Source organism: Advenella sp. FME57 (assembly GCF_014897675.1).
Taxonomy (GTDB): domain Bacteria; phylum Pseudomonadota; class Gammaproteobacteria; order Burkholderiales; family Burkholderiaceae_B; genus Advenella.
Window position 1 is genome coordinate 1 of the sequence record NZ_JABUXU010000013.1, and the last position, 26,472, is coordinate 26,472.

The 26,472-nt window shown below is 51.8% G+C and carries 25 protein-coding genes; 17 read left to right on the top strand and 8 right to left on the bottom strand.

The annotated features are described in order from the left end of the window. The 9 genes from INT32_RS15150 to INT32_RS15190 form a co-directional block, all read left to right on the top strand. Nucleotides 1-453: transporter substrate-binding domain-containing protein (locus INT32_RS15150; protein WP_193089554.1), on the top strand; the 453-nt coding region annotated here is incomplete at its 5' end. Nucleotides 454-731: 278 nt separating this feature from the next. Next, nucleotides 732-2,174 (top strand): aldehyde dehydrogenase family protein, encoded by a 1,443-nt coding sequence (locus INT32_RS15155; protein WP_193089555.1) that lies wholly within the window; start codon nucleotides 732-734, stop codon nucleotides 2,172-2,174. 153 nt (nucleotides 2,175-2,327) lie between these two features. Beyond that, nucleotides 2,328-3,356 carry a TRAP transporter substrate-binding protein gene (locus INT32_RS15160; protein ID WP_193089556.1) on the top strand — a complete coding sequence of 343 codons (1,029 nt, stop codon included), beginning with the start codon at nucleotides 2,328-2,330 and terminating at the stop codon, nucleotides 3,354-3,356. 61 nt (nucleotides 3,357-3,417) lie between these two features. Next, nucleotides 3,418-3,918, top strand: coding sequence for a TRAP transporter small permease (locus tag INT32_RS15165; RefSeq protein ID WP_193089557.1), 501 nt, complete (start codon nucleotides 3,418-3,420; stop codon nucleotides 3,916-3,918). Next, nucleotides 3,918-5,207: a TRAP transporter large permease gene (locus INT32_RS15170; RefSeq protein ID WP_193089558.1), complete on the top strand. Its 1,290-nt coding sequence runs from the start codon at nucleotides 3,918-3,920 to the stop codon at nucleotides 5,205-5,207. The genes INT32_RS15165 and INT32_RS15170 overlap by 1 nt, the downstream gene beginning before the upstream one ends. Before the next feature lie 2 nt (nucleotides 5,208-5,209). Beyond that, nucleotides 5,210-6,325 (top strand): zinc-binding dehydrogenase, encoded by a 1,116-nt coding sequence (locus INT32_RS15175; protein ID WP_226817109.1) that lies wholly within the window; start codon nucleotides 5,210-5,212, stop codon nucleotides 6,323-6,325. Between the two features lie 9 nt (nucleotides 6,326-6,334). Beyond that, entirely contained in the window at nucleotides 6,335-7,510 is a 1,176-nt protein-coding gene (locus INT32_RS15180) for a CaiB/BaiF CoA-transferase family protein (RefSeq protein ID WP_193089559.1), read from the top strand. Beyond that, a complete protein-coding gene (locus INT32_RS15185; protein ID WP_193089560.1) occupies nucleotides 7,507-8,397 on the top strand; it encodes a CoA ester lyase in 891 nt (296 codons plus the stop codon). The genes INT32_RS15180 and INT32_RS15185 overlap by 4 nt, the downstream gene beginning before the upstream one ends. Before the next feature lie 18 nt (nucleotides 8,398-8,415). Beyond that, nucleotides 8,416-9,360 (top strand): LysR family transcriptional regulator, encoded by a 945-nt coding sequence (locus INT32_RS15190; protein WP_193089561.1) that lies wholly within the window; start codon nucleotides 8,416-8,418, stop codon nucleotides 9,358-9,360. A 71-nt stretch (nucleotides 9,361-9,431) separates the two neighbouring features. On the opposite strand, the gene INT32_RS15195 is transcribed toward INT32_RS15190, so the two are convergent. From INT32_RS15195 to INT32_RS15205, 3 genes are all read right to left on the bottom strand, one after another. Further along, complete coding sequence (locus tag INT32_RS15195; protein WP_193089562.1) at nucleotides 9,432-10,406, bottom strand: tripartite tricarboxylate transporter substrate binding protein; 975 nt, start codon at nucleotides 10,404-10,406, stop codon at nucleotides 9,432-9,434. Between the two features lie 109 nt (nucleotides 10,407-10,515). Then, nucleotides 10,516-11,430 carry an NAD(P)-dependent oxidoreductase gene (locus tag INT32_RS15200; protein ID WP_193089563.1) on the bottom strand — a complete coding sequence of 305 codons (915 nt, stop codon included), beginning with the start codon at nucleotides 11,428-11,430 and terminating at the stop codon, nucleotides 10,516-10,518. Further along, nucleotides 11,427-11,849: a carboxymuconolactone decarboxylase family protein gene (locus tag INT32_RS15205; protein ID WP_193089564.1), complete on the bottom strand. Its 423-nt coding sequence runs from the start codon at nucleotides 11,847-11,849 to the stop codon at nucleotides 11,427-11,429. Before INT32_RS15205 ends, INT32_RS15200 begins: the two co-directional genes overlap by 4 nt. Before the next feature lie 229 nt (nucleotides 11,850-12,078). Here INT32_RS15205 and INT32_RS15210 point away from each other — a divergent pair, with 229 nt between their 5' ends. After that, complete coding sequence (locus tag INT32_RS15210) at nucleotides 12,079-12,738, top strand: GntR family transcriptional regulator (RefSeq protein WP_193089666.1); 660 nt, start codon at nucleotides 12,079-12,081, stop codon at nucleotides 12,736-12,738. A gap of 164 nt (nucleotides 12,739-12,902) precedes the next feature. Here INT32_RS15210 and INT32_RS15215 read toward each other — a convergent pair whose 3' ends face one another. Genes INT32_RS15215 through dctP form a run of 4 tightly spaced genes read right to left on the bottom strand, consistent with a single transcriptional unit; the run spans nucleotide 12,903 to nucleotide 17,121 of the window. Further along, nucleotides 12,903-14,174 carry a hydroxymethylglutaryl-CoA reductase, degradative gene (locus INT32_RS15215; RefSeq protein ID WP_193089565.1) on the bottom strand — a complete coding sequence of 424 codons (1,272 nt, stop codon included), beginning with the start codon at nucleotides 14,172-14,174 and terminating at the stop codon, nucleotides 12,903-12,905. 30 nt (nucleotides 14,175-14,204) lie between these two features. After that, nucleotides 14,205-15,518 carry a TRAP transporter large permease subunit gene (locus INT32_RS15220; RefSeq protein WP_193089566.1) on the bottom strand — a complete coding sequence of 438 codons (1,314 nt, stop codon included), beginning with the start codon at nucleotides 15,516-15,518 and terminating at the stop codon, nucleotides 14,205-14,207. Next, nucleotides 15,515-16,024 (bottom strand): TRAP transporter small permease subunit, encoded by a 510-nt coding sequence (locus tag INT32_RS15225; RefSeq protein WP_193089567.1) that lies wholly within the window; start codon nucleotides 16,022-16,024, stop codon nucleotides 15,515-15,517. Before INT32_RS15225 ends, INT32_RS15220 begins: the two co-directional genes overlap by 4 nt. Before the next feature lie 53 nt (nucleotides 16,025-16,077). Beyond that, nucleotides 16,078-17,121, bottom strand: coding sequence for a TRAP transporter substrate-binding protein DctP (dctP, locus tag INT32_RS15230; RefSeq protein WP_193089568.1), 1,044 nt, complete (start codon nucleotides 17,119-17,121; stop codon nucleotides 16,078-16,080). 197 nt (nucleotides 17,122-17,318) lie between these two features. Between dctP and INT32_RS15235 the strand changes: the two genes are divergently transcribed. Together INT32_RS15235 and INT32_RS15240 are read left to right on the top strand one after the other, a co-directional pair. Further along, nucleotides 17,319-18,671, top strand: a complete 1,353-nt coding sequence (locus INT32_RS15235) for a PLP-dependent aminotransferase family protein (protein ID WP_193089569.1) — start codon at nucleotides 17,319-17,321, stop codon at nucleotides 18,669-18,671. 336 nt (nucleotides 18,672-19,007) lie between these two features. Further along, entirely contained in the window at nucleotides 19,008-21,098 is a 2,091-nt protein-coding gene (locus tag INT32_RS15240) for a catalase (RefSeq protein ID WP_193089570.1), read from the top strand. A gap of 87 nt (nucleotides 21,099-21,185) precedes the next feature. Here INT32_RS15240 and INT32_RS15245 read toward each other — a convergent pair whose 3' ends face one another. Beyond that, complete coding sequence (locus INT32_RS15245) at nucleotides 21,186-21,704, bottom strand: hypothetical protein (protein ID WP_193089571.1); 519 nt, start codon at nucleotides 21,702-21,704, stop codon at nucleotides 21,186-21,188. 214 nt (nucleotides 21,705-21,918) lie between these two features. Here INT32_RS15245 and INT32_RS15250 point away from each other — a divergent pair, with 214 nt between their 5' ends. The 5 genes from INT32_RS15250 to INT32_RS15270 all read left to right on the top strand — a co-directional run bounded on the left by INT32_RS15250 (nucleotide 21,919) and on the right by INT32_RS15270 (nucleotide 26,471). Beyond that, a complete protein-coding gene (locus tag INT32_RS15250) occupies nucleotides 21,919-23,292 on the top strand; it encodes an acyclic terpene utilization AtuA family protein (protein WP_193089572.1) in 1,374 nt (457 codons plus the stop codon). Next, the gene (locus INT32_RS15255; protein WP_193089573.1) at nucleotides 23,289-23,612 is read left to right on the top strand and encodes a hypothetical protein; all 324 of its coding nucleotides are present in this window, start codon (nucleotides 23,289-23,291) and stop codon (nucleotides 23,610-23,612) included. Before INT32_RS15250 ends, INT32_RS15255 begins: the two co-directional genes overlap by 4 nt. A gap of 15 nt (nucleotides 23,613-23,627) precedes the next feature. Then, on the top strand, nucleotides 23,628-24,602 hold the full coding sequence (locus tag INT32_RS15260) for a Bug family tripartite tricarboxylate transporter substrate binding protein (RefSeq protein ID WP_370540242.1): 975 nt from the start codon (nucleotides 23,628-23,630) through the stop codon (nucleotides 24,600-24,602). A gap of 62 nt (nucleotides 24,603-24,664) precedes the next feature. Then, nucleotides 24,665-25,549 (top strand): LysR family transcriptional regulator, encoded by an 885-nt coding sequence (locus INT32_RS15265; protein ID WP_370540243.1) that lies wholly within the window; start codon nucleotides 24,665-24,667, stop codon nucleotides 25,547-25,549. Nucleotides 25,550-25,796: 247 nt separating this feature from the next. Continuing rightward, on the top strand, nucleotides 25,797-26,471 hold the full coding sequence (locus INT32_RS15270) for an RraA family protein (protein WP_193089575.1): 675 nt from the start codon (nucleotides 25,797-25,799) through the stop codon (nucleotides 26,469-26,471). Nucleotide 26,472 lies beyond the last annotated feature (1 nt).

Here is a 26,472-nt window from a genome sequence, read left to right on the forward strand (position 1 = left end):
TTTAGCTTAAAAGAAATTCTACGAGTAATCTGTATTATTTTACGGGGTAGTTACAAGAGCTATGCAGACCTCAAGGGTCTGCGCCTGGGCGTGACGCGCGCGACGGTCAATGACGCCGATGTGACCAAGAATGCGAAGGACGCCAATATTCGCCGTTTCGAGGATGACGCCACACTGGTGACCGCCGGTGTATCAGGGCAGGTTCAGGCCGTCTCTTCCCAATGGCCTATCGTTGCGGAAATCAACAAGAAGCAGACCAGCAATCCCTTTGAGACAAAATTTACCCAGCATGAATTTATGTTGGGCATTGCCATGCCGAAAAACAATTCCGAACTCAAGGCATGGCTGGATAAGTGGATTCTTGAAAATCTGAAAAACGGCAAACTTAATGATATTTATAAAAAATATCACGGCAATGAACTTTCACCGAAAGTGGTCAATCAGCAGTCTTGATTATCTGATATCAATATGAAAAATACAAAAGGAGCCCGCTGGCTCCTTTTTCAACGCTGCAGCCGGATCGTGCAGGTGGATTCGTCGTTTCCGGAGAATATTTCTTGAGATACCAGGCTGATCAATGACTTGTTTCGTGTGTGAGGGGTTTCACCAATATAGTGCCTGCCTATACGCGCATCAGAATTTAATATTTGATAGTCTTCCCATAATCCGGTCTACTCTTTCCTGATTATCAGTTTTTGCGCGCCAGGCGCATCGATATAACAGGAGACAACATGCCGCAAGCCACGAAATCCATATACATCAACGGCGTCTGGAAAGCGTCAGAGAACGGGAAGCAGATTGATATGCTGGCGCCCAGTAGCGGAAAGAAAATCGGGGCAATATCGCGAGGCGACAAGGCTGATATCGACAAGGCGGTGTTCGCTGCGAGAAGCGCATTCGAGGGTGTATGGGGGCAAATGGCCGCAGTAGACAGAGGTCGATTGCTGTCCCGGCTTGGCGTCAAAATACTGGAAAATATTGAACAATTGGCCTCGATCGAAGCGCTGGATACTGGCAAGCCCATGACGCTGGCACGCAACGATATCACGGCGACAGCGCGATACTTTGAATATTACGGCGGCGCGGCAGACAAAATCCATGGTGAGACCATACCGTTTTTGAACGGTTATCAGGTCATGATTCTTCGCGAACCACGGGGAGTGGCAGGGCACATCATTCCGTGGAATTATCCGGCACAGATGTATGGGCGAACAATTGCGTGTGCTTTGGCGGCAGGCAACACCACAGTATTGAAGCCCGCAGAGGAGGCGTGCATGAGCATCATCAGGCTGACTGAGCTTGCCCACGAAGTTGGTGTCCCGCCTGGTGTCATCAATCTTGTTACCGGCTTGGGGGAAGAGGCCGGCGCTGCACTGTCCGCACACAACGGCATCGACTTTATGTCGTTCACGGGCTCACCTGAGGTTGGCACGCTCATTCAGAAGGCGGCGGCAGAGAACCATGTGCCGTGTGTCCTTGAATTGGGAGGAAAATCACCGCAAATTGTATTTGACGACGCCAATGTTGATGAGGCCATCCGGGTAATTATTGCTGCGATTATTCAAAATACCGGCCAGACGTGCTCTGCAGGTAGTCGTGTGCTTGTACAACGATCAATATTCGAAGAGTTTATGGATGCACTGGCAAAGCGTTTCAGGTCAATCAAGGTGGGCTCTCATGAGTCGGATCTGGACTGCGGTCCGGTCATCAGTCAGGTCCAGTGTGAGCGTGTCAAAGGCTTTCTGGAGCGAGCAAGAAAAAATGGTATCGAACTGATTGCCGAAGGTAGTCTGGATGAGACCGCTGTGGCATCTGGTTTTTACGTCACACCCGCGCTATTGGGCCCTGTTGATCCCGCAAGTGAATTGGCTCAGGACGAAGTTTTCGGACCGGTATTGGCCGCCATCCCATTTGATGATGAGGACGACGCCATCGCCATTGCAAACGGGACACAGTTTGGTCTGATCGCAGGCGTGTGGACTGAAAGCGGGGCACGTCAGATCAGAATGGCCAAAAGACTACGCGTCGGTCAGGTTTATCTGAATGCTTATGGGGCGGGGGGCGGAATCGAACTGCCATTTGGTGGATTCAAGAAAAGCGGTCATGGGCGCGAAAAGGGATTTGAAGCGCTTAAGGAATATACGGTATCAAAAACCGTGGTCATCAAGCACTGACCTGGTTGACGTTGCGATTCATATCGCATGGGGTGCTGTGAGAGACAGGGAACAATCTGTCCGGGCTCTTGGCTGAAAATAATTATTGTCCTGTATCTGTTTATGCACATACAGAGATATATGCGCATGAAAAAATCTAATTAGGAGACAAAAATGCATAAGCTATTGAAGCGTAGCTCAATCGGGCTACTGGTGGCAGGTTTCACTCTCGCACTGTTGGCGGGGCAATCGGTGAATGCGGCGCCTATCAAGCTGCGTCTTGCTCATGTTTTCGCCATTGGCAGTCCGGTCGATGAATCAAGTAAACAGTTTGCCAATATCATCAAAGAGAAGACCAATGGTGAAATAGACATCTCGGTGTTTCCCAACAGCCAGCTTGGAGGGGACGAAACGATTGCTCGCGACATATCGCGAGGGTCCTTGGACATCGCTTTTGTCAATCCCGGTTCTCTCTCGGGGCTGGATCCTTTGCTCGATATTCACTACCTTCCCTATATCGTGGCCGACTTTACGCAGGCCGACAAGATTTTCTACAATCCTGATGGCATTATCCAGCGTACGTTAAGAGAAACGTTGAAGAAACACAAGATGGAGTCGCTGGGTTTTTTTGAGCTTGAATTCCGTGCGCTGACCAACTCGAAACATCCGGTCGAGACAGTTGCAGATCTCAAGGGACTGAAAATTCGCGTTCCGGGGTCGGCCGGCATTCGTGGATTTTTTGACGAGGCCGGCGCGCAGGCGGTGACCATGCCATTCCCGGAGTTGTTTACAGCACTGCAACAGGGAACGGTAGACGGTCAGGACAACGGTGCAAGTATTACGCACAACTCACGCCTGTTCGAGGCGCAGAAGTTCATGACTGAACTCAATCACGTCTATGCAATGGGAGCGATTGTCTCCAGTCAGCGTGTCTGGAACAAACTCGACGATTCGCAAAAGGCACTGTTCCGGGAGACAGCAGCAAAGGTATCAGCTGAAGAAATCAGGAAAAACCGGCAGATGAATGCGGAATATATGAAAAAAATCGAAACCGGTGGCATCAAAATACACAAGCTCGCACCGCAAGCGCTGGCGCAATTTAAAGCGGTAGGAGATAAGGTATGGGAGAAGCTGACGCCAACTTACGGTCAAGAGCGCATCGAGGCACTTCGGGCAGAAGTGCAGGCGCTGACAAAAAAATAAAATAGCAGATCAAGGAACAGGAGCAAATGCTATGCAACTGGGAAGCAGACTGGCCGCGCGTATGGCATGGATCGAATGCAGGCTATACAAAATTGAGAATTTTTTATGTTCTTTAAGCCTTATGGTCATGCTCCTGATGATATTTCTAAGCGTTTGCGTAAGGTACTTCAACCTGCCGCTGCCAAACGTTTCCGAATGGGCGCTGGTCGCCATGGCGCCATTGACCTTCGTGGGGGCGGCGATGTGTACCAAGCTTGGGCAGCACATCGCGGTCGATTTCGTGCATCAGTCTCGCTCAATGGCGCTAAGAAAGTGTGCCCATCTCCTTGTCTCCTTGTTGTTACTGTTGTTCTCCGGCATATATACCTGGCTCGGGTTGATGTTGCTGGACGATGCGATATCGTCCGGAGAAACAATGATTGATTTAGGGACGCCGGTTGCCATTCCCGTTTTTTGCTACTTTCTTGGCATGCTATTGATGTCGATCCACGCCTTATGTCAATTGATCCGGGCTGCGACATTCAATGCCTTGCCCGATCTTGCAACAACGGGGAGGGAGTGATGATTGTCTCTCTTCTTCTGCTACTGCTTGTTATCGGTACCCCTATTGGCATTGCGTTCGCGCTGATCGTCATGGTCAATGCTGAGTCATGGAATATCGACCCGTTCACACTGGCAGCATTGCCCTACGATACGGTCAATTCCTTTCCTTTGCTTGCTATACCGCTATATCTCCTGGTTGGAGAACTGATGAATAGAGGTGGGCTTGTGGCCCAGATCATATCAGTATGCGATATCTTTTTAAGCAAGGTAAGGGCGCCACTTGGACATATCATGATTTTTGCCAGTGCGCTGATGGGAGCTATCACCGGATCATCAGTGGCGACAGTGGCTGCAATCGGCAGTACGGTAGGGAGCGAAATGCGCAAGCGCGGGTACCCCGTTGGTTATGTCGCCGCCCTGAACGCTGCTGCCGGTTTGCTCGGAGTCCTGATTCCGCCCTCTATCCCGTTGATTTTATATGGATCGATCGTGGGCGTTTCCATTACCAAGCTGTTTATGGCGTCGCTTATTCCGGGCCTGCTGATCATTGTCGTTTTTTGCATCATTCATCTGTTTCTGTCCCGGCGGGTGTTAAAGGACGGGCAGGAAGTCAGGACTGAAGATACTTTGCCAGACATCGGCGCCGTGCGCAGGCCCATTCAGACCGTTGTTCATGCAGCGCCAGCCCTGTTCCTGCCGGTACTGGTACTGGGCGGAATCTATTCAGGAATATTTACGCCAACAGAAGCAGCGGCCGTTGCAGGCGTCTATGCCATGCTCGTTACTCTGATATCGCGCAAAGCAGGCAAAGGCGACATGCGGGGAATATTTGAAAAAGCGGTTCTTGCCACGGCCGCCATTCTTGTGATCATTGCTTTTACCAGCGTGTTTAACCGCGCCATGGTGCTTGAACAAATACCGCAAGGTATCGCGGATTTCACGACGGCCTTCACCAGCAACCCAATGCTATTTCTGCTTGTCGTCAATATCGCGCTTATTCTGGTCGGGATGTTTATGGAGACAAATGCGGCCACTTTGTTGATGGGCCCTTTGCTGGCGCCTGCAGCGATCCGGTTTGGTGTTGATCCTGTGCATTTCGGAGTCATATTAGTTACCAATATTGAAATCGGCCTGCTCACACCGCCATTGGCCGCAAATCTGTACGTGGCCGCAAGAACGAACAATGCCAGACTTTCCGCAATGATGCAATATACCTGGTGGTTTCTGGGCGGGACATTGCTGGCGCTTATGCTGATTACTTTTATTCCTCAACTGACCATGTGGCCCAATTATTTTAAGGCGAGCTGATTATGTCATTCGTAATTCCCGAGTATTCCCGCGCCGCTGTACTAAGAGCCTTCAAGACGCCGCTCAATATTGAAGATGTGCCTGTCCCGACCACCCTTGAGCCAGGTAGCGCTCTTGTAAAAATGGATGCCTGCTCGATCTGTGGGACAGATGTTCATCTGTGGCAGGGATCGCTGTCCCTGAAAGTGGATTTGCCGGTCATTATAGGCCATGAAATGGTGGGCACAGTGGTCGCCTTTGGTGATGGCGCTCGCCACGATTCGGTGGGCAACGTATTGGAGCCCGGTGATCGTGTCGTGTACACGCATACATCTTGTGGAAGTTGCTTCTTCTGTACAACGGCCCGGTCTCCTACTTTGTGTATTAACCGAAAGGCCTATATGTACGAGACCATGGCAAAAGCGCCGTATCTGCTCGGCGGCTTTTCCGAGTATGGGTATGTCATGCCGGAAGCAGGACGTCTTAAAGTGCCTGATAATGTGTCCAGTGAGCTGGCCAGCTTGTCAAGCTGCGCATTGCGATCGGTCATGAACGCCTTCTCGCAGGTGGGGCAGATTGAGCCATATCAGACAGTTGTGATCCAGGGCGCCGGGCCATTGGGATTGCTAGCCGCTGCCAACGCCAAGGTACGTGGCGCCAAGGTGGTGATCGTCATCGGCTCGCCTGCTGCACGTCTAGAGCTGGCCCGGGAGTTCGGCGCCGACGTCTGTATCCCTGTTGAAGGTACCACAGATCAAGAAAGGCTTGATACCGTTCTCATGCATACTCAAGGGCGCGGGGCCGACATTGTGATGGAATTTACGGGTGTGCCGGCGGCTTTCTCGGAAGGGCTGGCGTTATGCCGCAAGGGTGCGCGATATCTTGTTGTTGGTCAGTTGGGGGAAGGCAGCACGCAATTTCAGCCGTCCATGATTGTCAAAAAAAATATCAATGTCATTGGCTCATTCTCGGGCGATGCGCGCAGCTACTCCCTGGCGCTGCAATTTATGGCTCGGCATATGCATAATTTTCCATTTGAGCGCATGATTACCGGCCGCTACACCCTGCATACAGTTAATACCGCCATGGAAAGAATGAAGAGCTATCAGGAAATTAAACCTGTTATTACATTCTCTTGAAGGACCGGAATGATTCATCAATTCAATGAAAGTGAAAAGGGCCCCCTTGACGGCGTACGGGTTCTGGATTTGTCAAGACTGGTTGCCGGCAACATGCTCACCTTGTTCCTTGCTGATTTTGGGGCAGACGTCATAAAAATAGAAAAGGACGGAAAAGGGGATGATTTGAGAAGCTGGAAGGAATCGGACGAACCGATTTACTGGAAAATCTATGGACGCAACAAGCGCTCCATGGTTCTGGATCTTAAGTCGGAACCGGGCAGGGAAGCGTTGAAGAAGTTGGCCTCACACGCGGATATTCTGGTTGAAAATTTCGTCCCCGGCGGCTTGGAGAAAATGGGACTTGCGCCACAAGTGTTGCACCAGGCAAATCCGAAATTGGTTATTGTCCGCGTATCAGGATGGGGCCAGACTGGTCCGTTTAGCCACAAGCCCGGTTTTGGAACACTGGTCGAAGCGATGTCGGGGTTTTCATATTTGAACGGTCATGCAGATAAGCCCCCGACTCTGCCGCCATTGGCCTTGGCGGACATGATCGCGGGCGTATACGGGGCTGCGGGCGTGTTGACGGCGCTTAGGGCGGCAGAAAAAGAAGGCATCGGGCAGGTTATTGATTTGTCGCTGTTCGAGCCTATTTTCTCTTTTATTTCATCTGAGGCGCTTAAGTACCAGTTGTCAGGTGTGCCGACCATGCGTTCTGGAAACCAGTCGTCGCATACGGCACCTCGCAATGTGTATGAGTGCAGCGATGGCAAGTTTGTGGCGATGTCCGGCTCAATGCAATCGATGGCTCTGAGAATCCTGGATACTATCGGTCGACCGGAACTGAAGGCGGACAAACGGTTTCATGATAATGACGCGCGGGTTGAACATAGAGATGAGCTGGATTTGATCATTGGTGATTTTATAAAGCAGAAAACTCAGCAGGAGAATCTGGCGCTGTTTGAGGCGGCTGGAGTAACAGTCGGACCTGTGTGCTCGGTCGCCGATCTGATTGACAGCCATTATATCCAAGGTCGTGAAGTGATGGTTCAACTAGAAGACGACGACCTGGGATGTATTACGACGCATAATATAGTACCGCGTCTGAGTCGGACACCGGGTGCCTTTTATCGTGCCGCGCCGTCGATAGGTCAGAATACCAAGGAAATAATCAGTCAATTCGGATTGGAGAATATACTATGAACGATAAACAGATTCGGTGGCGATCTTTGCTCTTTGTACCTGCCACAAGCGAACGCTTTGTCCAGAGTGCGGTAAAGCAGCGAGCCGATGCTCTGCAGATCGACCTGGAGGACAGTATCCCCTTCGCCGATAAGGAGCAGGCGCGAGCAAATGTGCATGAAATAGCAGAGAAATTTGCCGATGCCGGCTTTGATGTCGTGGTCAGAATCAATCGCAGCTGGCGGCATGCGGTCCGGGATCTGGAACATTCTGTCAGCAGACACGTTAAAGCAATCTGCCTGCCAAAAGTCCCGGATGCGGGCTATGTGCAATCGATTTCCGAGGTGATAGGCGAGCTCGAACAGGAAAACGGGCTGGAGCAGGGGGCGATTAGACTAATTACGATGATCGAGGACGCCCAGGGCCTGTCAAACATTAACGACATTGCCGCAGCCGACGCCAGGGTCTGCGCACTGATTGTCGGCGCCGAGGACCTGGCAGCTTCGCTGCAGTCGGCTGTTTGTCCGGACGCGCTGTATGTTCCGAATATGCTGGCCGTCATCGCCTGCCGTAAGGCAGGTATCTTGCCTATCGGCTTTGTCGGCTCAATTGCCGACTTCAATGACGAAGAATTGTTTCGAAGTAAAATCCGGCAGGCGCGGTCCATGGGCTTTGAAGCTTCCTTTTGCATTCATCCGAAGCAGGTTGATATTGTCAACGAAACGTTCATGCCGGACGCCAACGAGATCTCCCATGCACGAGTCATTATGGAAGAATATGAAAAGCATGCCAGTCAGGGCAATGGTGCTTTCACCGTAAATGGGCGTATGGTCGATCTGCCTGTGCTTCTTCAGGCAAAAAACATCATGGATAAGGTACGTATGTATAATGGAGCCGATTGCCTGTAACCGGAAATTTCCTTTGTCATGAATCTACGTCAGCTTGCCTATTTTGTCGCCGTTGCAGAACAGCGATCCATACAAAAGGCATCGGCTGTTTTGCATATATCGCAGCCTTCTGTTAGCACTCAGATTAAGCTGCTGGAAGAGGAGTTGCAGGCTCAGTTACTGGAACGACGACAGAGCGGGACAGTGCTTACACCGGAAGGAGAGCTGTTTCTGAACTATGCAAGAACAGCGCTCGATGCGCTGGATGCTGCGAAAATCAGTCTGCGTGCCAAAACATCATCTGAAGTAGGAAAGGTAGTTGTCGGTATTCCCGGTTCTCTAAGTACTGTGCTGAGTCTGCCTCTGGTGCGACAGGTGCAGCTTGAATGTCCCAACATTCGGCTCAAGCTTGTGTCTGGCCTATCTGGCCATCTGGCCAAGTGGATTGAAGACGGGGACGTTGACTTTGGGCTGGTGCACGGCATTCCACAAGAGAACGGTCTGGACTTTGACTTTCTTATGCGGGAGCATTTGTTTCTTGTGTCTTCGTTCGGAAATACAAGTCTTCAATCAAAATGCACGGCAGACGGTGACATTTCGTTTGCTCATTTGCACTATCTGCCGCTTGTGCTGCCCGGCAAAGAACACGGACTCAGACGCATCGTAGAAGAGCAGGCCCGCCTTGCTGGCGTCAAGCTATATATTCGTACGGAACTGGATGCGCATGAATTGTTGGCCGAGTGGGTAAAAGACACTGCAGACTGTGCGGTGTTGTCACTGGCGGCATTGAAAATGCATGGGGATATCAACGATTTTCTCATAGCTCGTATTGTCGATCCTGTCATTGAGCGTCGGGTATCAATTGCCTATGCAAGCAAGAGGCCGCTTAGCCGAGCCAGCCGCAGGGTCGAGGGGATATTACGTAATTTGCTGTCGGCCGAGATTGATAAAGGCTGGTGGACGTATGCTACGTTGAACAGCTGAGCGCCGATTGAGCTATTTGGCTGCCATTGCCGGCACCAGACTGCTTTGTCTGCAGCGGTGCCGGTTTTATTTTACTCGTTCACGTGGATATTGTTATCCCGAATCAGTGTTGCAAATCGCTCAACTTCGGAATCGATCAACTGCTCAAGCGCTGCGGGGCCACGCTCCTTCTTTGGAGGAATGGGTGCGGCAAACGTCTCCATTTTTGCAATGACCTCGTTGTTGCTAAACGAGGCTTCAAGTGCCGCCGAAAGCGTGTCGATAACTGCTGATGGCGTTCCTTTGGGGGCAACGATGGCATTCCAGACTTTCATGTCGAACGCGGGCACGCCTGCTTCCTTGAACGTGGGTACGTTGGGTAGTTGCTCGACCCGCTTGTCTCCAGAGATGGCGATGGGCAGGATGCGCCCACCTTTGCTCGCCGGAATCATGGTTACCGTCTGGTCAATGACGGCGTCAAGCGTGCCGGCCATAAGATCCGCAATGGACGGTCCTGCACCCCGATAGGAGATTTGTTCAACGTTACCGTTGGTCACGCTATTGAAGTACACAGATGAAATGTGGCCGGTCGAACCCGCTCCGGAGTTGCCAAAATTAAGCTGCTTTTGAGAGCCCTGTGATTTTTCCAATAATTCTTTCATGCTTTTGATGCCGCTTTTCTGGCTGACCGATAGCACCATTGGTACGCTGGCAACCAGGCCAATTGGTTCAAGATCACGGCGGGGATCATAATTGGCTTTGGGATAGAGGGTGCCTGCAATGGCGAAATTGCCCATATTGCCAAATGAAATAGTATAGCCATCTGCCTTTGCGTGCATGAGTTTCTGCAGGCCAATGATGCCGCCGCCACCACCGACGTTTTCAACAACGATAGTCTGGTTAAGCGCCTTGCTCATGGCGTCAGCGATAACTCGTGCAAGTGCATCTGTGGAGCCGCCAGGCGCATACGGGACAATCATGGAAATCGGTCTTGACGGATAATCGTTTGCTTGGGCCACTATTGGCAGCAATAATGAGGCTGTGATTGCAGCTAGTATTTTGTTCATGTCTCTTCAAGGCGTTGCGTTTGTATCGCATTGAAAAAACGCGTTGCCTTTCTCCTTTGAATGTATGGGTTTATCTGATATGTTGAAATGCAGGTAAATCACTGGAGGGTTATGGCTTACCGGCGGTCAGTTCCGTCTGGCTAAGGTTTTCCAATAGTTTTGCCAAGGCGGTATGATCCTGGCCTGGTCCGAGCAAGCCCGCTGCAGATGCCCACATTTCTCTGCATAGCGCCGAGAAAGGGGCTGGCGTTGCTGATTCTGCAGCGATCCCTGTGGCGATGGTCAGATCTTTGATCATCAGATCCAGCCCGAATCCAGAATCGAATTTTCGTGAAAGGACGAATTGTTTGAATTTCTTCTGTGTCGAATTATTCATTCCGGTAGAAGCGTTCAGAATGTCGATCATGACAGATGGGTCAAGGCCAAACCGTTGCCCGATGAGCAGGGCTTCAATTCCGATAAGGAATCCTCCCGCAGAAACCAGATTATTCAGGGCCTTCATTGCATGGGCAGAGCCAACATCACCGGTATGCGAGATCGTCTTGCCCATCACGGACAGTATTGGGCGCGCCCTCTGAATGATCTCATCGGCACCGCCTACCATAATGGCCAGCTCGCCGGTTCGTGCGCGTGCCACGCCTCCCGATACGGGAGCATCAATAAGCGATCCCCCGGCTTGCTGCGTCAATTTGGCCAATCGCAGTGTTTGGGTGGGTATGCCGGAACTCATTTCAATAACGACGGTATTCGGATTGAGTGCGGCAAGAACGCCATCGGTACCAGTCAGAACCGTCTCAACGATAGTGCTGGTGGGAAGCATGGTGATAATAAAATTGCATTCCCGAGCCATCTCCTGGCCAGTGGCCGCAACCATGACGCCGCTCAGCCGGGCTAACGGCTCTGTCAGGTGCACATTGGCATCCATGACAAGCAATGGGTAGCCCGCCTGCTGAAGTCGGGACGCCATGGGATTGCCCATGCTGCCGATTCCGATAAATCCAATTTTCTGATCTGCCAGGTTCACTTTTTGTCCCCTTCCTGATCAAATTGGCCCGCCTCCTGCAGAACCTGGTTGGCTACCTTGAAGGCATCCAGACCCGCAGGAATACCGCAATAGACAGTGGCCTGTAGCAGGATCTCCTTTATTTCATCAACGGTCACACCGTTATTGAGTGCGCCCTTTATGTGAAGTTTGATTTCAGCTGGGCGATTGAGTGCTGTAAGCATCGCCAGATTCAGCATGCTTCTCGTCTTGCGTTCCAGGCCCGGACGGTTCCACGCATAGCCCCAGCACCATTCGGTTGTGATGTGCTGGAAGGCCAGCATGAATTCGTTTGCATTGGCCAGTGAATTGTCTACATATTCTGCGCCGAGCACCGCTCTGCGGGTGGCCAGACCTTCCTTGAACAGCGTATCCAGCGGATTACTTGCGTTTTGGGTCATTTGATTTCCTCCTGATGGTCAGTTCCAGGTCCTGATTGAAATTCAGGCCAGATAAAAATATAGTATGATTGTCATACAATAATACTATATGGCAGTTGCTGTTTTTTGTAAATATAATTTTTTCCGGCATCAGCATTGCGGCTATTGATGGTGGACGCATGTTACGTGCGAGCGTTTGTGATAGGATTTGCTAACTTTTTGAGGCTTGAGTCAGGCTATGGCTACACCAATGGATTTGCATATACACCGGGAAAATACAACGTTGCGGCAACACGTCACAGAGCGTTTGCGTGAGGCCGTGATTTCCGGCACGTTTACGGCAGGCCAAAAGCTGGTGGAAAAGGACCTGTGTGCGATGCTCGGAATTAGTCGGACGGTATTGCGTGAATCCCTGCAGCAATTAAATGCTGAAGGACTGATTACAAATATTCCTCATAGAGGACCGGTGGTCGCGACCATTTCGCGTGAGGAAGTGAAAGATATATACCAGGTGCGCCAGGCACTGGAGGCACTGGCAGGCGAGGGTTTCGCCATCCATGCATCAGAGGCACAAATACAGGCCTTGCAGGACTGTCTGGAACGCTTGAAGGCGATAGGCGAAGGCCGCTCTACAGATTCCATACTTGATATCAAAAATCTGTTTTATCGAATTTTGCTGGAGGGCTGCGGGAACGATGTAGTGAAAAACCTGTTAACCCAGTTGAACAATAGAATAATGATTTTGCGCCGCATCTCCTTGTCTGGCACAGAGCGCCTGCCCCATACCATCAAAGAGATTTCTGACATTGTGGATGCGGTGTCCATGAGAAACGCCAAACTGGCCAAGAAGCTGTGTGCCCGGCACGTAGCCAACGCAGCAGAGGCGGCGATGAAATATTTGGATCTATAATTGGTACTGACTCAGCCTTGAGCTTACATACGGCAAATGTATTACAAAAACGCGTTTGCAAAGCGAATATTCTGTGACCGGTAAACACGGCATACTGGTCGCCAGTGTTCAAATCAATCAGAGTAGTCCTGGCACGCCAATGATGCGTGCCAGGACGCGATTGATCAGTCAGTCTTGAGGTCCTGAAGTATTTTCTGCGCGACGTCTATCCGTACGGTCCCCTGAGAGATCAAAGCATTGGCTACCTGATCAATTTGCTTTCCGACTGCCCCGGCCATCATGGCAACATTTTGAGCATGCAAGGCCATATGTCCCTTTTGGATGCCCGTCGTTGCCAACGCTTTTAATGCAGCAAAATTTTGTGCCAGTCCGGTTGCAGCAATAATTCGAGCCAGCTGACTTGCGCTGTTTACGCCAAGTATTTGCAGATTGGCTTTCGCTGTTGGATGAAGTTTGGTTGCTCCACCGACCAAGCCTACGGCCATTGGAATTTCGAGGCTGCCGACCAGATCTCCGTTTTTGTTTACTTCCCAGTGTGTCAGGCTGCCGTAGTGCCCGTCACGTGCTGCATAAGCGTGAGCGCCTGCTTCCACAGCACGCGTGTCGTTGCCGGTGGCCAGGACAACTGCCGATACGCCATTCATGATGCCCTTGTTATGCGTTGCTGCACGATAAGGATCAGATTGGGCAAAATGGTAGGCACTCATAATGCCGTCGCGGATTGCTTCTCCGCCAATCGCATCACAAGTCCATGTCGCACGTGCTCGGGCCAGACGCCTGTCAGCAAGATTTGAAAGAATTCTCAGATAGACCTTGCCGCCGGTCCACTGCTCAATCAGCGGAGCCAGTTTTTCTGCCATGGTATTGACGGCATTGGCTCCCATGGCATCACGAGTGTCGACGATCAGATGTGTAATGACCATGGGCCCGATATTGGAGTCAATGATCCGCACTTCGATATCCTGCAGCCCCCCGCCCAATGACAGCAAAATGGGATCGCAATCGTCACACAGTTTTTTTATCTGTGCTTTCTGCTCCAGTATGGAGATTCTGCAAAATTGCGGATTTGTGATGTTAACCAACTGAATTTGGGCAATCATCTGAGAGCCCGACATGGACGTGGTGAATCCGCCATTGTCATAACACTGCCTTGCGGCATTACAAACCGCGGCAACCACCGAGGATTCTTCTGTGGCCATCGGCACCAGGACATCGTTGCCATCTACTTTCATATTCGTGGCAATGCCCACCGGAATGTTCATGGTGGTAATGACATTCTCGATGAGATGATCGGCGGTGTCAGCGGGCAAATTGCCCGTGTTGAGCATGGATTCGATCGTTTCCGGATCCAGATTGCATCGTTTTTTGAGAATATCCAGGCGACCCTGTATTCCCAGTTTGTGAAAGCCAGCAATTCGAGAGCTCAGTTCAGGCATGGTGTTTCGTTCCGTTTGAAAAATTAAAAATCAACGTCTGTCCATCAAGGACGGAAGCCAGGTAACAAGATCTGGGAAGGCTACGCAAAATGCCAGCGCGCATATTTGTAATATCATGAACGGCAGAACGCCCTTGTATACCGTCCCCATACCCAGATGCGCGGGTAACGGCCCCTTAATATAAAACAGGGTGTATCCGAAAGGGGGGCTGATATAACCTGTCTGTATCGTGATGGCGTACAACACGCCAAACCAAATTTCATCAAACCCGAGTAGTTTGACGATAGGCAAAAAGACCGGCACCGTAAGCAGGATGATTCCGATTTCGTCCAGGACTGTCCCCAGAAAAATAAGAATCAACATCATCGCAGCCAATATGACGTAGGGATGAACCTGCATGTCGCGGATCAGATTCAGCAGTGTATCGGCGCCGCCCAGGCCCGTAAAAACAGAGACATAGGCTTTTGCGCCAATGGTAATCCACAGGATCATTGTGGTGGCTTTCGCTGTTTCGAACGTTGCGTGACGAACGCCGGAATAGTCCAGTTTGCGTTTCAGCATCCCGATGATGAATGCGCCGGCAACGCCGACCGCAGCAGCTTCGGTTGGGGTGGCGACGCCGAAAAATATTGAGCCCAGTATCATTATCACAAGGATAATGGGAAAAATAACGCCTTTTACACTTCGCAGCTTGGTCAAAAAGGGGACGCGTTCGCGCCGGGACTGGGGAATGCGTTCAGGATGCGCATAGGCAACGTAAAGAATGTACAGGATGTAGAAAGTAGCGAGAATTATTCCCGGCACAATGCCGGCAATGAGCATCTTGCCGATCGATACCTGGGCAGTGACGGCATATACAATGGTCAGAATGGATGGTGGAATCAGAATGCCAAGTGTGCCGGACGCGCATATCGTGCCAGTAACCAGTTTTGGGTCATATCCCCGCTTGAGCATCTCTGGCATGGCCAGCAGCCCCATTGCTGTGACTGCTGCGCCGACAACACCAGTCATCGCGGCCATTAACACGCAGATAAGGACTGTGCCAATGGCGAGCCCGCCCCGTAAGCGGCCGAACCAGATCTCCATGACACCGTACAGTTCTTCAATAACGCCGGTGCGCTGTAAAATTGCTGCCATGAAGATATACAGAGGGATGCCCAATAACGCTTCGGAGCGCATGGTGTCGAAAATCTGCAGTACCATGATCACCACTGCATTCGGATCCCAGAGGGTCACCGTAATGAGAAGTGACAAGCCGCCAAGCACGAAGGCAATCGGCAAGCCGGTGAGCATGAACAGCGTTAACCCGGCAAACATGATGACCAGAATAATGTTCGCATTCATGGCTGTTGATCCTGTTCTCTGTACAGAACGGTCAGCATTTCTGCAAAACTTTGAAGCCCCAGTAATAAAACCGATATGGGTATGGCAAACTTGACTGGCCAGACTGGCGGATTCCAGGCGGAAAACGATGTTTCCTTATACTCCCATGCCTGCAGCGCGGGCGAGAATGAATAGGAAAACATGATGATGCTGAACACAATAATGATCAAGAAACTGAATAAATCGAGGAGCCGCCGATTCTGTGGCGACAATTTGTTCTTGAGCAAATCAAGATTGACATGGCCACGCAGGTGCAGCAAATAGGCCCCGCCAAGCAGAAAGTAGGGGCCAAACAGCAGTGTTGCCAGCTCCATGCCCCATGTTGTAGGGGCATGGAACACATATCTGCTGACCACTTCGTACAACATAGAAAAGACGATCAGGAAAATAAGCGATGATGCAATATTGAAAAAGAATTTATTAATACGGGTAATACCCAAAATATAGGCGGACACGATAGCAGGCATGGAATAGATCCAAAAAAACAATGTTGCAGATAGCGTCTATGTCAGTTGAATGTTTAAGATAGCAGCCCAAGATCTTTCATAAATGCAATTTGGCTGTCCATCATTTTTTTGGCCAGGGGGTTGCCTTTGGTCGCAGACTCCCACGCTTTTACCGCCTGTACTCGGCCTTGCGCCAGTTCGTCCGCACTCAGCGATGCGACTTCTACGCCTTTGCTTTGGAAAGCCTTCAATGCCAGGGTGTCAGCCACAAGAATATGCTGACGCAAGGCGCCGGAAATTTCCCGGGCAGCGGTTGCCAGGGCCGCTTTATTTGATGCGGACAGTTTCTCGTATGCGCCGCGATTGGCCACATAACTTGTCGCTGTTGTAGGCTGATGCGGGCCAGGCATGATAATGTACTTGGCTACTTCGGCCAGGCCGGCTTCCAGGTTGGCTGTCAGATCGCCTCGGTCGGCTAAATCGATCACTCCCTTATCCAAAGCGGAATAGACTTCGTTCGTTGCCAGTGTCGTGACGGACACGCCAAGGGCTCCCATGACAGTGGAGGCCAGTCCGACGAATCGTCCCTTTTTATTTTTCAGATCTGCGAGCGATTTGATCGGGACGCGTGAATGTATGGGTTCTGGCCCGTATACGGTGGGGGCGATATAATATAAACCCGCAGGCATATAGGCTTCGCGGGCCAGGGCCAGCCCGTCTTTTTCGTAGAACCAGGCTTCGTACTGGTCTGGTTCGGGAAAGCCGAAAGGGACCGTACTGGTAAAGGCCAGGCCAGGAATTTTTCCAGCCTCATAGCCGTCGAATGTTTTCATCATTTGGAAGGCGCCACCGCGCACGGCATCAAATGCCTGGTTGGCAGGAACAAGCTGACCCGCCGAGTAAAGTTGAATCTGGAATTTGTTGTCAGTCAATTCTGCAACACGTTTGACGAATATTTCTTCAAACTTTTGCGGTGTGGTACCCCCGTCCCATAACGATTGCATCTTCCACTTCACTATTTCCTGGGCCCGCGCTACGGCAGGCATGCCCAGGACGCCGATGCCCGCAACGGTCCCCGAGGCCAGTTTTTTAAGTAGATCGCGGCGTAGGATTTTCATTCATGTCTCCTTGATTTTTTAGAATATATAGGTACAGTAGTGGGTACGGTTAAAAAATATATATTAATTCGCTTGTACGCTATGATGCTAAGTTATTTGAAATTAAGCAAGGTACAGTTTCTTCGAAAGTAGTGGATACTGTACCTGAATGTGTAGGGGCACACTTGTTGTGCGCAGCACCATACATCGGGACAATCATGAGTAAAGTCAACAGTATTGTCGAGCACATGCTTCTTGCCATACAGAATGGGAATCTGAAAAGCGGACAGAAGTTGATGTCTATCAGAGTTGCTCGTGAATACTTCAATGTGTCGAAAAATACCATGATCGATGTCTATGACAGACTCGTTTCATTGGGGCATATCACGGCCAGGCCAGGATCCGGTTACTATGTCAGTACGTTAAGCAAAAAGCAAAATAAAAGCAGCTCCACGCATATAGCGGAAGCGGTTGATGCAATATCGCTGCTGCGCGAACAGTTGAACCAGACCTATCGTGTTCGTGTCGGAGATGGCAGGCCTCCGTCGTCATGGATGAGCCAGTTCGATTTTGATATGCGGCTCAAAATACCGAATGATAATAAATATGGTTACGGCAATCCCATGGGTTTCGAGCCACTGCGTGAGGCGATCGCGCAAAATCTTATTGAGAGATCTATTCAGGCGTCGGCAGACCAGGTGCTGCTCACTTACGGCGCTAACCACGCGATGGACTTGATTATCAAACAGTTTCTCTCTCCGGGGGATACTGTTTTTGTCGATAGTCCCGGGTATTATCCTTTATTTGCCAAGCTCAAACTGTACAAAATTAAAATGATTGGCGTCAGGCGCGGTGACACGGGCCCCGATACAGAAGATCTGGAAGACAAGGCCAGGCTGCACCGTGCAAAGCTGTTTTTCACGCAAACATTGGGCCACAACCCTACAGGCGGCTGTGCAAGTTTGGCCGCACAATATCAGGTACTCAAGCTGGCCGAAAAATACGATTTCAGGGTTGTCGAGAATGATGCGTTTGCAGACTTGTTGCCACCTGGTATGCCGCGTATGGCGGGCCTGGACCAGTTGGATCGGATCTTGTATATAGGTACCTATTCCAAGACGCTGTCGGCCAGTTTTCGGGTAGGTTACATCGCAGGCAAACATGCGCTAATTGATTCTCTTTGTAATATTAAGATGCTTACCGTTGTCACATCATCCGATTATCTGGAGCGATGGCTTTACAGTCTGATTGCCAACGGACAATATCTGAAGCACTTGCGACGGCTCAGGCCAGTGGTCGAACAGGCGGGAGCCCAGGCGTTGAACAATTTTTCGGAATTGGGATTTCATGTTCCTTATCAGTCTGAGGGCACATATTACATGTGGCTCGAGTTGCCGGCTCGTCTGGACGATATCCAGGTGGCTCGCAAGGCGGCAGAAGAAGGGATTTTCCTGGCCCCGGGTACCGTTTTTTATCCGGAGAAAAAGCTCAGTCAAAAACCGGCCTTAAGAATCAATGTCGCCTATGCCAATGACCAGGACTTTCTGGCATTTCTGAGAAAACTGCGCTGAAAGCGCATTTCGCCCACTTGATCCTGCAGGTCAGGTCCGTCGATCGCGTTATGCAATAGGGCCAGAGAAGCAAACTGATTTGGGATGATGATTATTGAAATAACCTGACTTGAGCGATGCACGCGACGACGAGATGGAAATGGCCTTTACTGGGCAATTGGCTGGCGAGCGTGACACGCGTGGTTACGTTATTTTCCATGGGATCGATCATGCCGTTCGATGCAGAATGTGGCATACTGGTTACGCTCCCTTCCACTTGCTATCCCAGATAGCGTCATATTTTTCGTATTCCGTTTCAACTGATCATTATTCAAGTCCTGTTTTAAGGAGATACTAATGAAGTCAAGTTCGAAAAAATCGGTTTCACGCCCCGCACAAGGGGCCAAAGACGAAGTTGGCAATGCCGGAGAATTACAACAACAGGCCGGCGGCACGCATCCGGTCATGACAACCCAGCAGGGTCTGACCATCAGTGACAATCAGAATTCTTTGCGGGCAGGACCACGCGGCCCGACTTTGCTCGAAGATTTTATGCTTCGGGAAAAGATCACGCATTTTGACCACGAACGTATTCCTGAGCGTATCGTTCATGCACGCGGCACCGGCGTACACGGCTTCTTTGAATTGACCCAATCTCTGTCCAAATATACGACGGCGAGAATTTTGACGGAAAAGAGCGTGCAGACGCCCGTATTCTGTCGAATCTCCACTGTGGCCGGGGGGAGTGGCTCGGTAGATACGCCTCGGGATGTGCGCGGTTTTGCGGTCAAGTTCTACACACAGGAAGGCAACTGGGACCTGGTTGGCAATAACATCCCTGTGTTTTTCATACAGGACGCCATGAAATTTCCGGATCTGGTTCACGCGGTGAAAATGGAACCGGATCGTGGCTTTCCACAGGCGGCCAGCGCGCATGATACGTTCTGGGATTTTATCTCGCTCATGCCCGAGTCCATGCATATGATCATGTGGGCCATGAGCGATCGTGCGATTCCGCGTTCTCTTCGTATGATCGAAGGCTTTGGCATTCACAGCTTCCGGCTGGTGAACAAGGACGGTCAAAGCACCTTCGTCAAGTTCCACTGGCGTCCTAAACTCGGGTTGCAGTCCACGGTGTGGGACGAAGCCGTCAAGCTGGCTGGCGCAGATCCCGATTTTCATCGCCGCGATTTTTTCGAAGCCATTCAGAATGGCAGCTTTCCAGAGTGGGAGCTGGGAGTGCAGCTGTTTACCGAGCAAGAGGCCGATACCTTCCCGTTTGATCACCTGGATTCGACCAAACTGATTCCAGAAGAACTGGTGCCGCTGAAAATCATTGGCCGGATGGTGTTGAATCGCTGGCCGGATAACTTTTTCGCCGAAACCGAGCAGGTGGCATTCTGTCCGGCCAATATCGTACCCGGAATCGATTTTTCCGAAGATCCGTTGCTGCAGGGCAGGCTGTTCTCCTATCTGGATACACAGTTGTCGCGGCTTGGAGGACCCAATTTTGCCCAGATTCCGGTCAATGCCCCTAAGTGCCCGTTCCAAAATACGCAGCGCGACGGGCATATGCAGATGCAGGCGCAAAAGGGAAGAACCGCATACGATCCGCAAAGCCTGGATCCGAATGCCACGCGTGCCAGTTTGAAAACGGGCTTTCACAGCGCTGCAGTGCCGACAGAAGGCGCCAAATCCCGTATTCGTGCGGAAAGCTTTGCCGATCATTACAGTCAGGCGCGGATGTTCTATCGTAGTCAGTCCGACGTGGAGCAGGCGCATCTGGCTTCGGCACTGGTTTTCGAACTATCCAAGGTCGAGACCGAGCATGTGCGCCTGGCAGTCGTGAGCCAGTTGCGCACGATAGACCAGAGCCTGGCCAAACGCGTTGCAGATGGGCTGGGCCTCAAAGCTTTGCCGGTGGCGGTCAAGCCGGTGGTGCCTGTTCAGGACCTGGATTTGTCTCCTGCCTTGCGTCTTATTGATCGAATGAAAGATACGCTGGAAGGGCGAACCATCGGGATATTGATTGCCGACGGCTCCAACAATGAGAGTATCAACGCGATGAAGAGCGCGCTGGACAAGGCCGGCGCGGCAGTGAAACTGGTTGCGCAAAAACGCGGTGTGACGCTCAAGGATGGCACCTACGTGACAGCCGACGGGCAACTGGCGGGTACACCATCGATCGTGTTCGATGGGGTGGTCAGTATTCTGCCTATGGCCGAAGCGGAAAAGCTGGTGCATGAGGCGGCCGCCGTAGACTGGTTCCGCGATGCCTTTGGGCATTTGAAAGCCATTGCTGCGTGCAAGGGAACGCACAAGATTCTGGAAGCGGCCGGTATCAAGCCCGATGCGGGGGTGGTCGCGCCGGAGGACATCAAGGCGTTTATCAAACTGGCAAAAACACGCCAGTGGAAGCGGGAACCAACGTTGCGGACATTGGCCTGACAGCTTGATCCGGTCATAAGGACAACAAGGCCACGGGCTGTATGCCCAGTGGCCTTGTTGTTTGTCAGATTGTGTGCAGAGCTGTTGTCAGGCCAGGGAGTCCCGGTCCGTGGCCAGCGTCGGATCCTGTCCTCCTGCCTGTGTGATTGACGTGACGGCAGCTGGTGGCTCCAGCGTTTCTTGCAGGACCCAGCCCCGGTCTGTATGGCGCAGCAGGAAATACACGTTCTGATTTCTCGCCACCGAGCGCTCGTCAAGGCGTTGCACCCGTTCCGGGCGGTCCAAATGTACGGCATACATAATGCGAATAAAGGTGTCGGCATGTCTGGGAACCTGCCTGGCGGATTCCCATTCTTGCAATTGTGATTCAGTGAGTGCCAGCCGCTTGCAAAGCACAGCGGAAGTGATTTGCAGTTCCCTGCACAGATAGCGAAATTCGGCGCCGGAAAGCGGCACGCTTTTTACGCAGAGTGCGCTGCAAATGGTTCTTTTGAGTCCCTGGGGATTATGGACGACGATGCTCCTGCCATTTCTGGTTTCCTTTATCCGATAACCATTGCTTAGCCAGACGTTCTGCAGGCCACCTTCAACAAATGGATGCATCATCAATCCCAATCAGTCGCTTTTTCAGAAGAAGTCTTTTGAAAAGTATACAGGAGGTGAACCCTGATATGACAATTTGAAGACAGATTATGGTCATGCCGCCGCATTCTATTAATACTATTTATTTATCAATTGATCAAAATAATTAATTTAATTTTTCAATTGAAATTCAATAGAATGAATTCAAGGACATTTTACTAGTCATCAGGGAGGATAGATGCAAAGTCTGCTCATTGGCTGCGGCGCCGGGTTTTCCGGGGACCGCATTGATGCTGCCCAGGCAGTTGTCAAGACATTGATTGCGCGCCGGCAGCCCGCTGTGCTTATCTTCGAGATGCTGGCCGAGCGCACGCTGGCACTGGGGCAGTTAGCCAAAAACCAGAATCCGGAGCACGGCTACGAGCCGTTGTTGCAGGACGTGCTGGCGCCCATTCTGAATGATTGCATCGCCCACCATATTCCCATTGTCAGCAATTTCGGGGCAGCCAATCCCGTTGCAGCGGCCAAGGCCATTGATGCACTAGCCGTCGAACAGAATCTGGCTGGCTTGAAAATTGCCGTTGTCGAAGGCGACGATATCCTTGCGAAGGTGGATATCTCCAGTCTGCAAATTTGGGAAGGGGATCGTGAACTGGCAGCCGGCGCCGGCGATCCGATAGCGGCCAATGTCTATCTGGGCGCCAGAGGCATTGCAGACGCGCTGGCCGATGGCGCGCAGATTGTGATTACCGGCAGAGTGGCCGATCCTGCGCTCACTCTGGGGCCTGCCATGGCGCATTTCAATTGGGGCTGGGACGATTGGGACCGGTTGGCTGCAGCAACACTGGCCGGGCACCTGCTCGAATGCGGCTCGCAGGTCACGGGTGGTTATTTTGCCGATCCGGGCTACAAGGACGTGCCGGATCTGGCCAATGTCGGCTTTCCCATTGCGCAGGTTTTTGAAGACGGCCGGATTATTATAGGCAAGGCTGATCATACGGGCGGCACGGTCAATCTGATGACAGTGAAAGAGCAGATGCTGTATGAAATCCATGACCCTGCGTGCTATATGACGCCAGACGTCATTCTTGATATTTCCCAGGTGCAGATTCATCAGATTGCACCCGATCAGGTGGTGGTCACCGGCGCCCGCGGTGCACCCCGGCCGGACACGCTCAAGGCGACTGTCTCGTTCATGGGTGACTGGTTCGGCGAAGGAGAGATTTCCTATGCAGGCCCCAATGCAGGGGAACGCGCAAAACTGGCGGCTGACATACTGGGCGAGCGAGCAAAGCGGCTGAAGGAGCCGTGCCGCTTTCGCCGTGACCTGCTTGGGCTGGTTAGCGTACTGGATTCGGATACAGCAGCGCTGCGTGACAGTTTGCCGCTTGATCAGATTACCGACGTGCGCTTGCGGCTGGCCGTCAATGCGCCGGACAAAGCGACAGTAGAACGAATGATGCATGAGGTCAATGCGCTGTACTGTTGCGGGCCGGCCGGCGGCGGGGGTGTACGAACCAGTGTTAAAAGCAGTGTGCGCACGGTGTCGTACCTGATCCCCCGCGACCTGGTGCAGGAAAGCTGGCGTTATGTTGCAGGAGAATCACGATGAGCAAGTGGATAAAGCTGCATGAGATTGCACATGCAAGGGCGGGAGACAAGGGCAACCGTCTGAACATCAGTCTGATTCCGTATGACCCGGTGGACTGGCCGCTATTGCTGGAGCAGGTAAGTGCGGACAAAGTCAAGGCATGGTTTGCCCATCGCGGCGCAACGCAAGTTGTGCGCTACGAGTTACCCAACCTGAAGGCATTGAATTTCGTTATTGATAATGTGCTCGAAGGGGGGGTGAACACCAGCCTGAATCTGGATAAACATGGTAAATCAAATTCGTTCCGACTGCTTGATATGTCGATACAGATCGGAACTTAAAAAAGGAGACAGTCAATGACAATGAATAATTTCAAATCCAAAATCATCTTATCGCTTGCCGCCATGACACTGGCCGCCGGCAGCGCCATGGCGGCCTATCCCGAAAGGCCAATCACCTTTGTGGTGCCGTTTGGCGCGGGCAGCGGGACCGACAAGCTGGCCAGGGTGCTGGCAGAGGAAGTGTCAAAACAGGTGGGGCAGACGGTGGTGGTGGAAAACAAGGGCGGGGCCAGTGGTTTTATTGCTGCGCAGGACATCGCCCGCGCCAAGCCAGACGGCTATCGCATCTTTGTGACCTCCAATACCACGCATGCCAGCAACTCGGCACTGTTCAAGAAATTGCCGTATGACCCGGTCAAGGATTTTGCCCCGATCTCAAAATTGGGCAATATTCCGCTGGTGCTGGTGGTGAACCCGAAAAGCATTCCATCCAAAACGGTACCGGAATTTATTGAGCACCTGAAGCAAAATCCCGATAAAGTGTTTTTCGGCAGTGGCAGCACCTCTGCGAGAATCGGCGGGGAATTGTTCAAAATCCTGACCGGAACCAGGATCAGCAATGTTGATTACAAAAGTAATCCGCAGGCTGTGGTGGACACTGTAGGCGGACAGATTCAGATGATGATTGCAGATGCGGCAACCACGCTGCCTTTGGCGCGTGACGGCAAGCTGCGTGCGCTGGCCGTCTCGACCAGCAAGCGTACCGATATTGCACCGGACTTGCCGACATTGGCCGAAACCGGCGTCAAAGGGTATGAAATGGTGGCCTGGTTTGCCTCGTATGCACCTGCCGGCACCCCTGATGAGGTGATTAAGACACTGAATCAGGCGTTCGTCAAAATCTTGAGCGATCCGAAAATAGTGAAAAATCTTCAGCTCCAGGGTATTGAAGCCGATGCCAGTACGCCGGAAGAACTGGCTAGCTTTCAGAAAGCCGAAACCGAAAAGTGGGTAGATATCGTCGCCAAGGCTGGTGTTGAAGTACGATAGCAGTTGTCGGGGTGGCTGCCGTTGGCGCCACCGAATCAACTACCGGGCTACCCGTTACATTTGTGAATCTTTCCACTAAACACCTGAAAGCCTTCAAGGCGCTGGCAACCGAAAAAAACTTTACCAAGGCCGCCAGCCAGTGCCATCTGACGCAGCCTGCGCTGAGCGTGCTTATCCAGAATCTGGAAGAACAGGTGGGCGCCAAGTTGTTCGAACGCAATACGCGCAACGTCATGCTCACGCCCGAAGGGTTGCTGTTTGACGCGTTCGCTGACAAACTGCTGGATGACTTCGAGCACGCGCTAAGTGAATTGCGCCGGCATGTGTCCAAGAAGGCGGGTCACGTGACGGTGGCTGTGTTGCCGTCGGTTGCTGTGGGCAGTCTGATTCCGGCGGTGGCGCAATTTAACCGCGTCTACCCGGGCGTGTCGGTAGCCTTTGTTGATGTGACGGCCGATGAGTGCCTGAATCTGGTCAAGACGCGCAAGGCTGATTTTGCCGTGACCTTCGTCGGTGAACACCATCCGGAGTTGATCAGTCAGCCCTTATGCTCCGACTCGTTCTATGTGGTATGTTCAGCCGATCATCCGCTGGCCGCGAGGAAAAAGCTGCGCCAGCAAGATATGCTGGCGCATCCTGTGATTCAGTTCGTGCGCAGCACCAGTATTCGGCAACATCTGGATGCCTCGTTCTATCCTGAAAAACTCATCACCCATATGGAAGTGTCCAATTTGTCGACGGTGGCCGGTCTGGTGGCCAACAACATGGGTATTTCAATTGTGCCAGGCCTGTCGCTGTTTCTTTATACGAAGCCGGCCATTGCCATTATTCCGCTGGAACTGGAGATACCACACCGCATGATTTGCCTTGTGCAGGCGCGCGACCGGGTGCAGTCGGTCGCGGCGCAGGCGCTGATCACGCATTTGAAAGAGACGATCCGAGCCTAGGATTTTCCCTAGGGCGGCGTAGCGGCATGGTGTTTTTGCACCAGATTGGGGCGTCGGGTTTGCCGCGAGCTGCCGATCTTGCCAGCAGGTTAACCTTTTGAAATGTCACAAAATATAGTCCTCATGCTGCACGCAAAAGGCCAACAGTGGTGTATATATTCCTTTTTGGAATTAACGATCACGCATTAAATTCCCTTTAAGAAAAAAGACGGACTGGGCATGATGCTGTCATCAAGGAGTAAACAAGATGACACAGCAAGACCTTTCTATCGAGATCAATCCGTCCAGCCCCGTACTTGAACCGGGCATTGCCGCTGCCTTGCAGCAGATCGTCACCCCGCATCTGAGTGATAATCTGCATCGACAGGTAGGCGTTGTCGGACTCAAACGCTACAACCGGACCGGAAAGCTGGTTGGGACCGCCGTTACCGTTAAAACGCGTGCGGGCGACAATCTGTATATTTACAAGGCAATGACCCTGCTTGAGCCCGGTCATGTATTGGTCATAGACGCAGCGGGCGATGTGAGCAATGCCTGCATTGGCGAGATCATGAAGAAATATCTGCAGCAACGCGGATGTGCCGGCATTATCGTCAACGGCGCCATTCGCGATGTGGCCGCTTTTGAGAATGACAGCTTCCCGTGCTATGCCCGGGGCAATGTGCACCGCGGACCATACAAAGAAGGCCCGGGCCAGATCAATGTGCCGGTCAGTATCGGCGGGCAGGTGATCGCGCCGGGCGATGTGGTTGTTGCCGATGAAGATGGTATTGTCTGTTTTCCTGCCGGGCAGGCCCAGGCGCTGATCGCTGCGGCCAGGACGCATGCCGATAAAGAAGAAACAATCATGAATGAAATTGCGTCAGGCGCTAAAGAGCAAAGCTGGTTGCACCCGCTGCTTGCGGCCAAAGGACTGTCCTGAG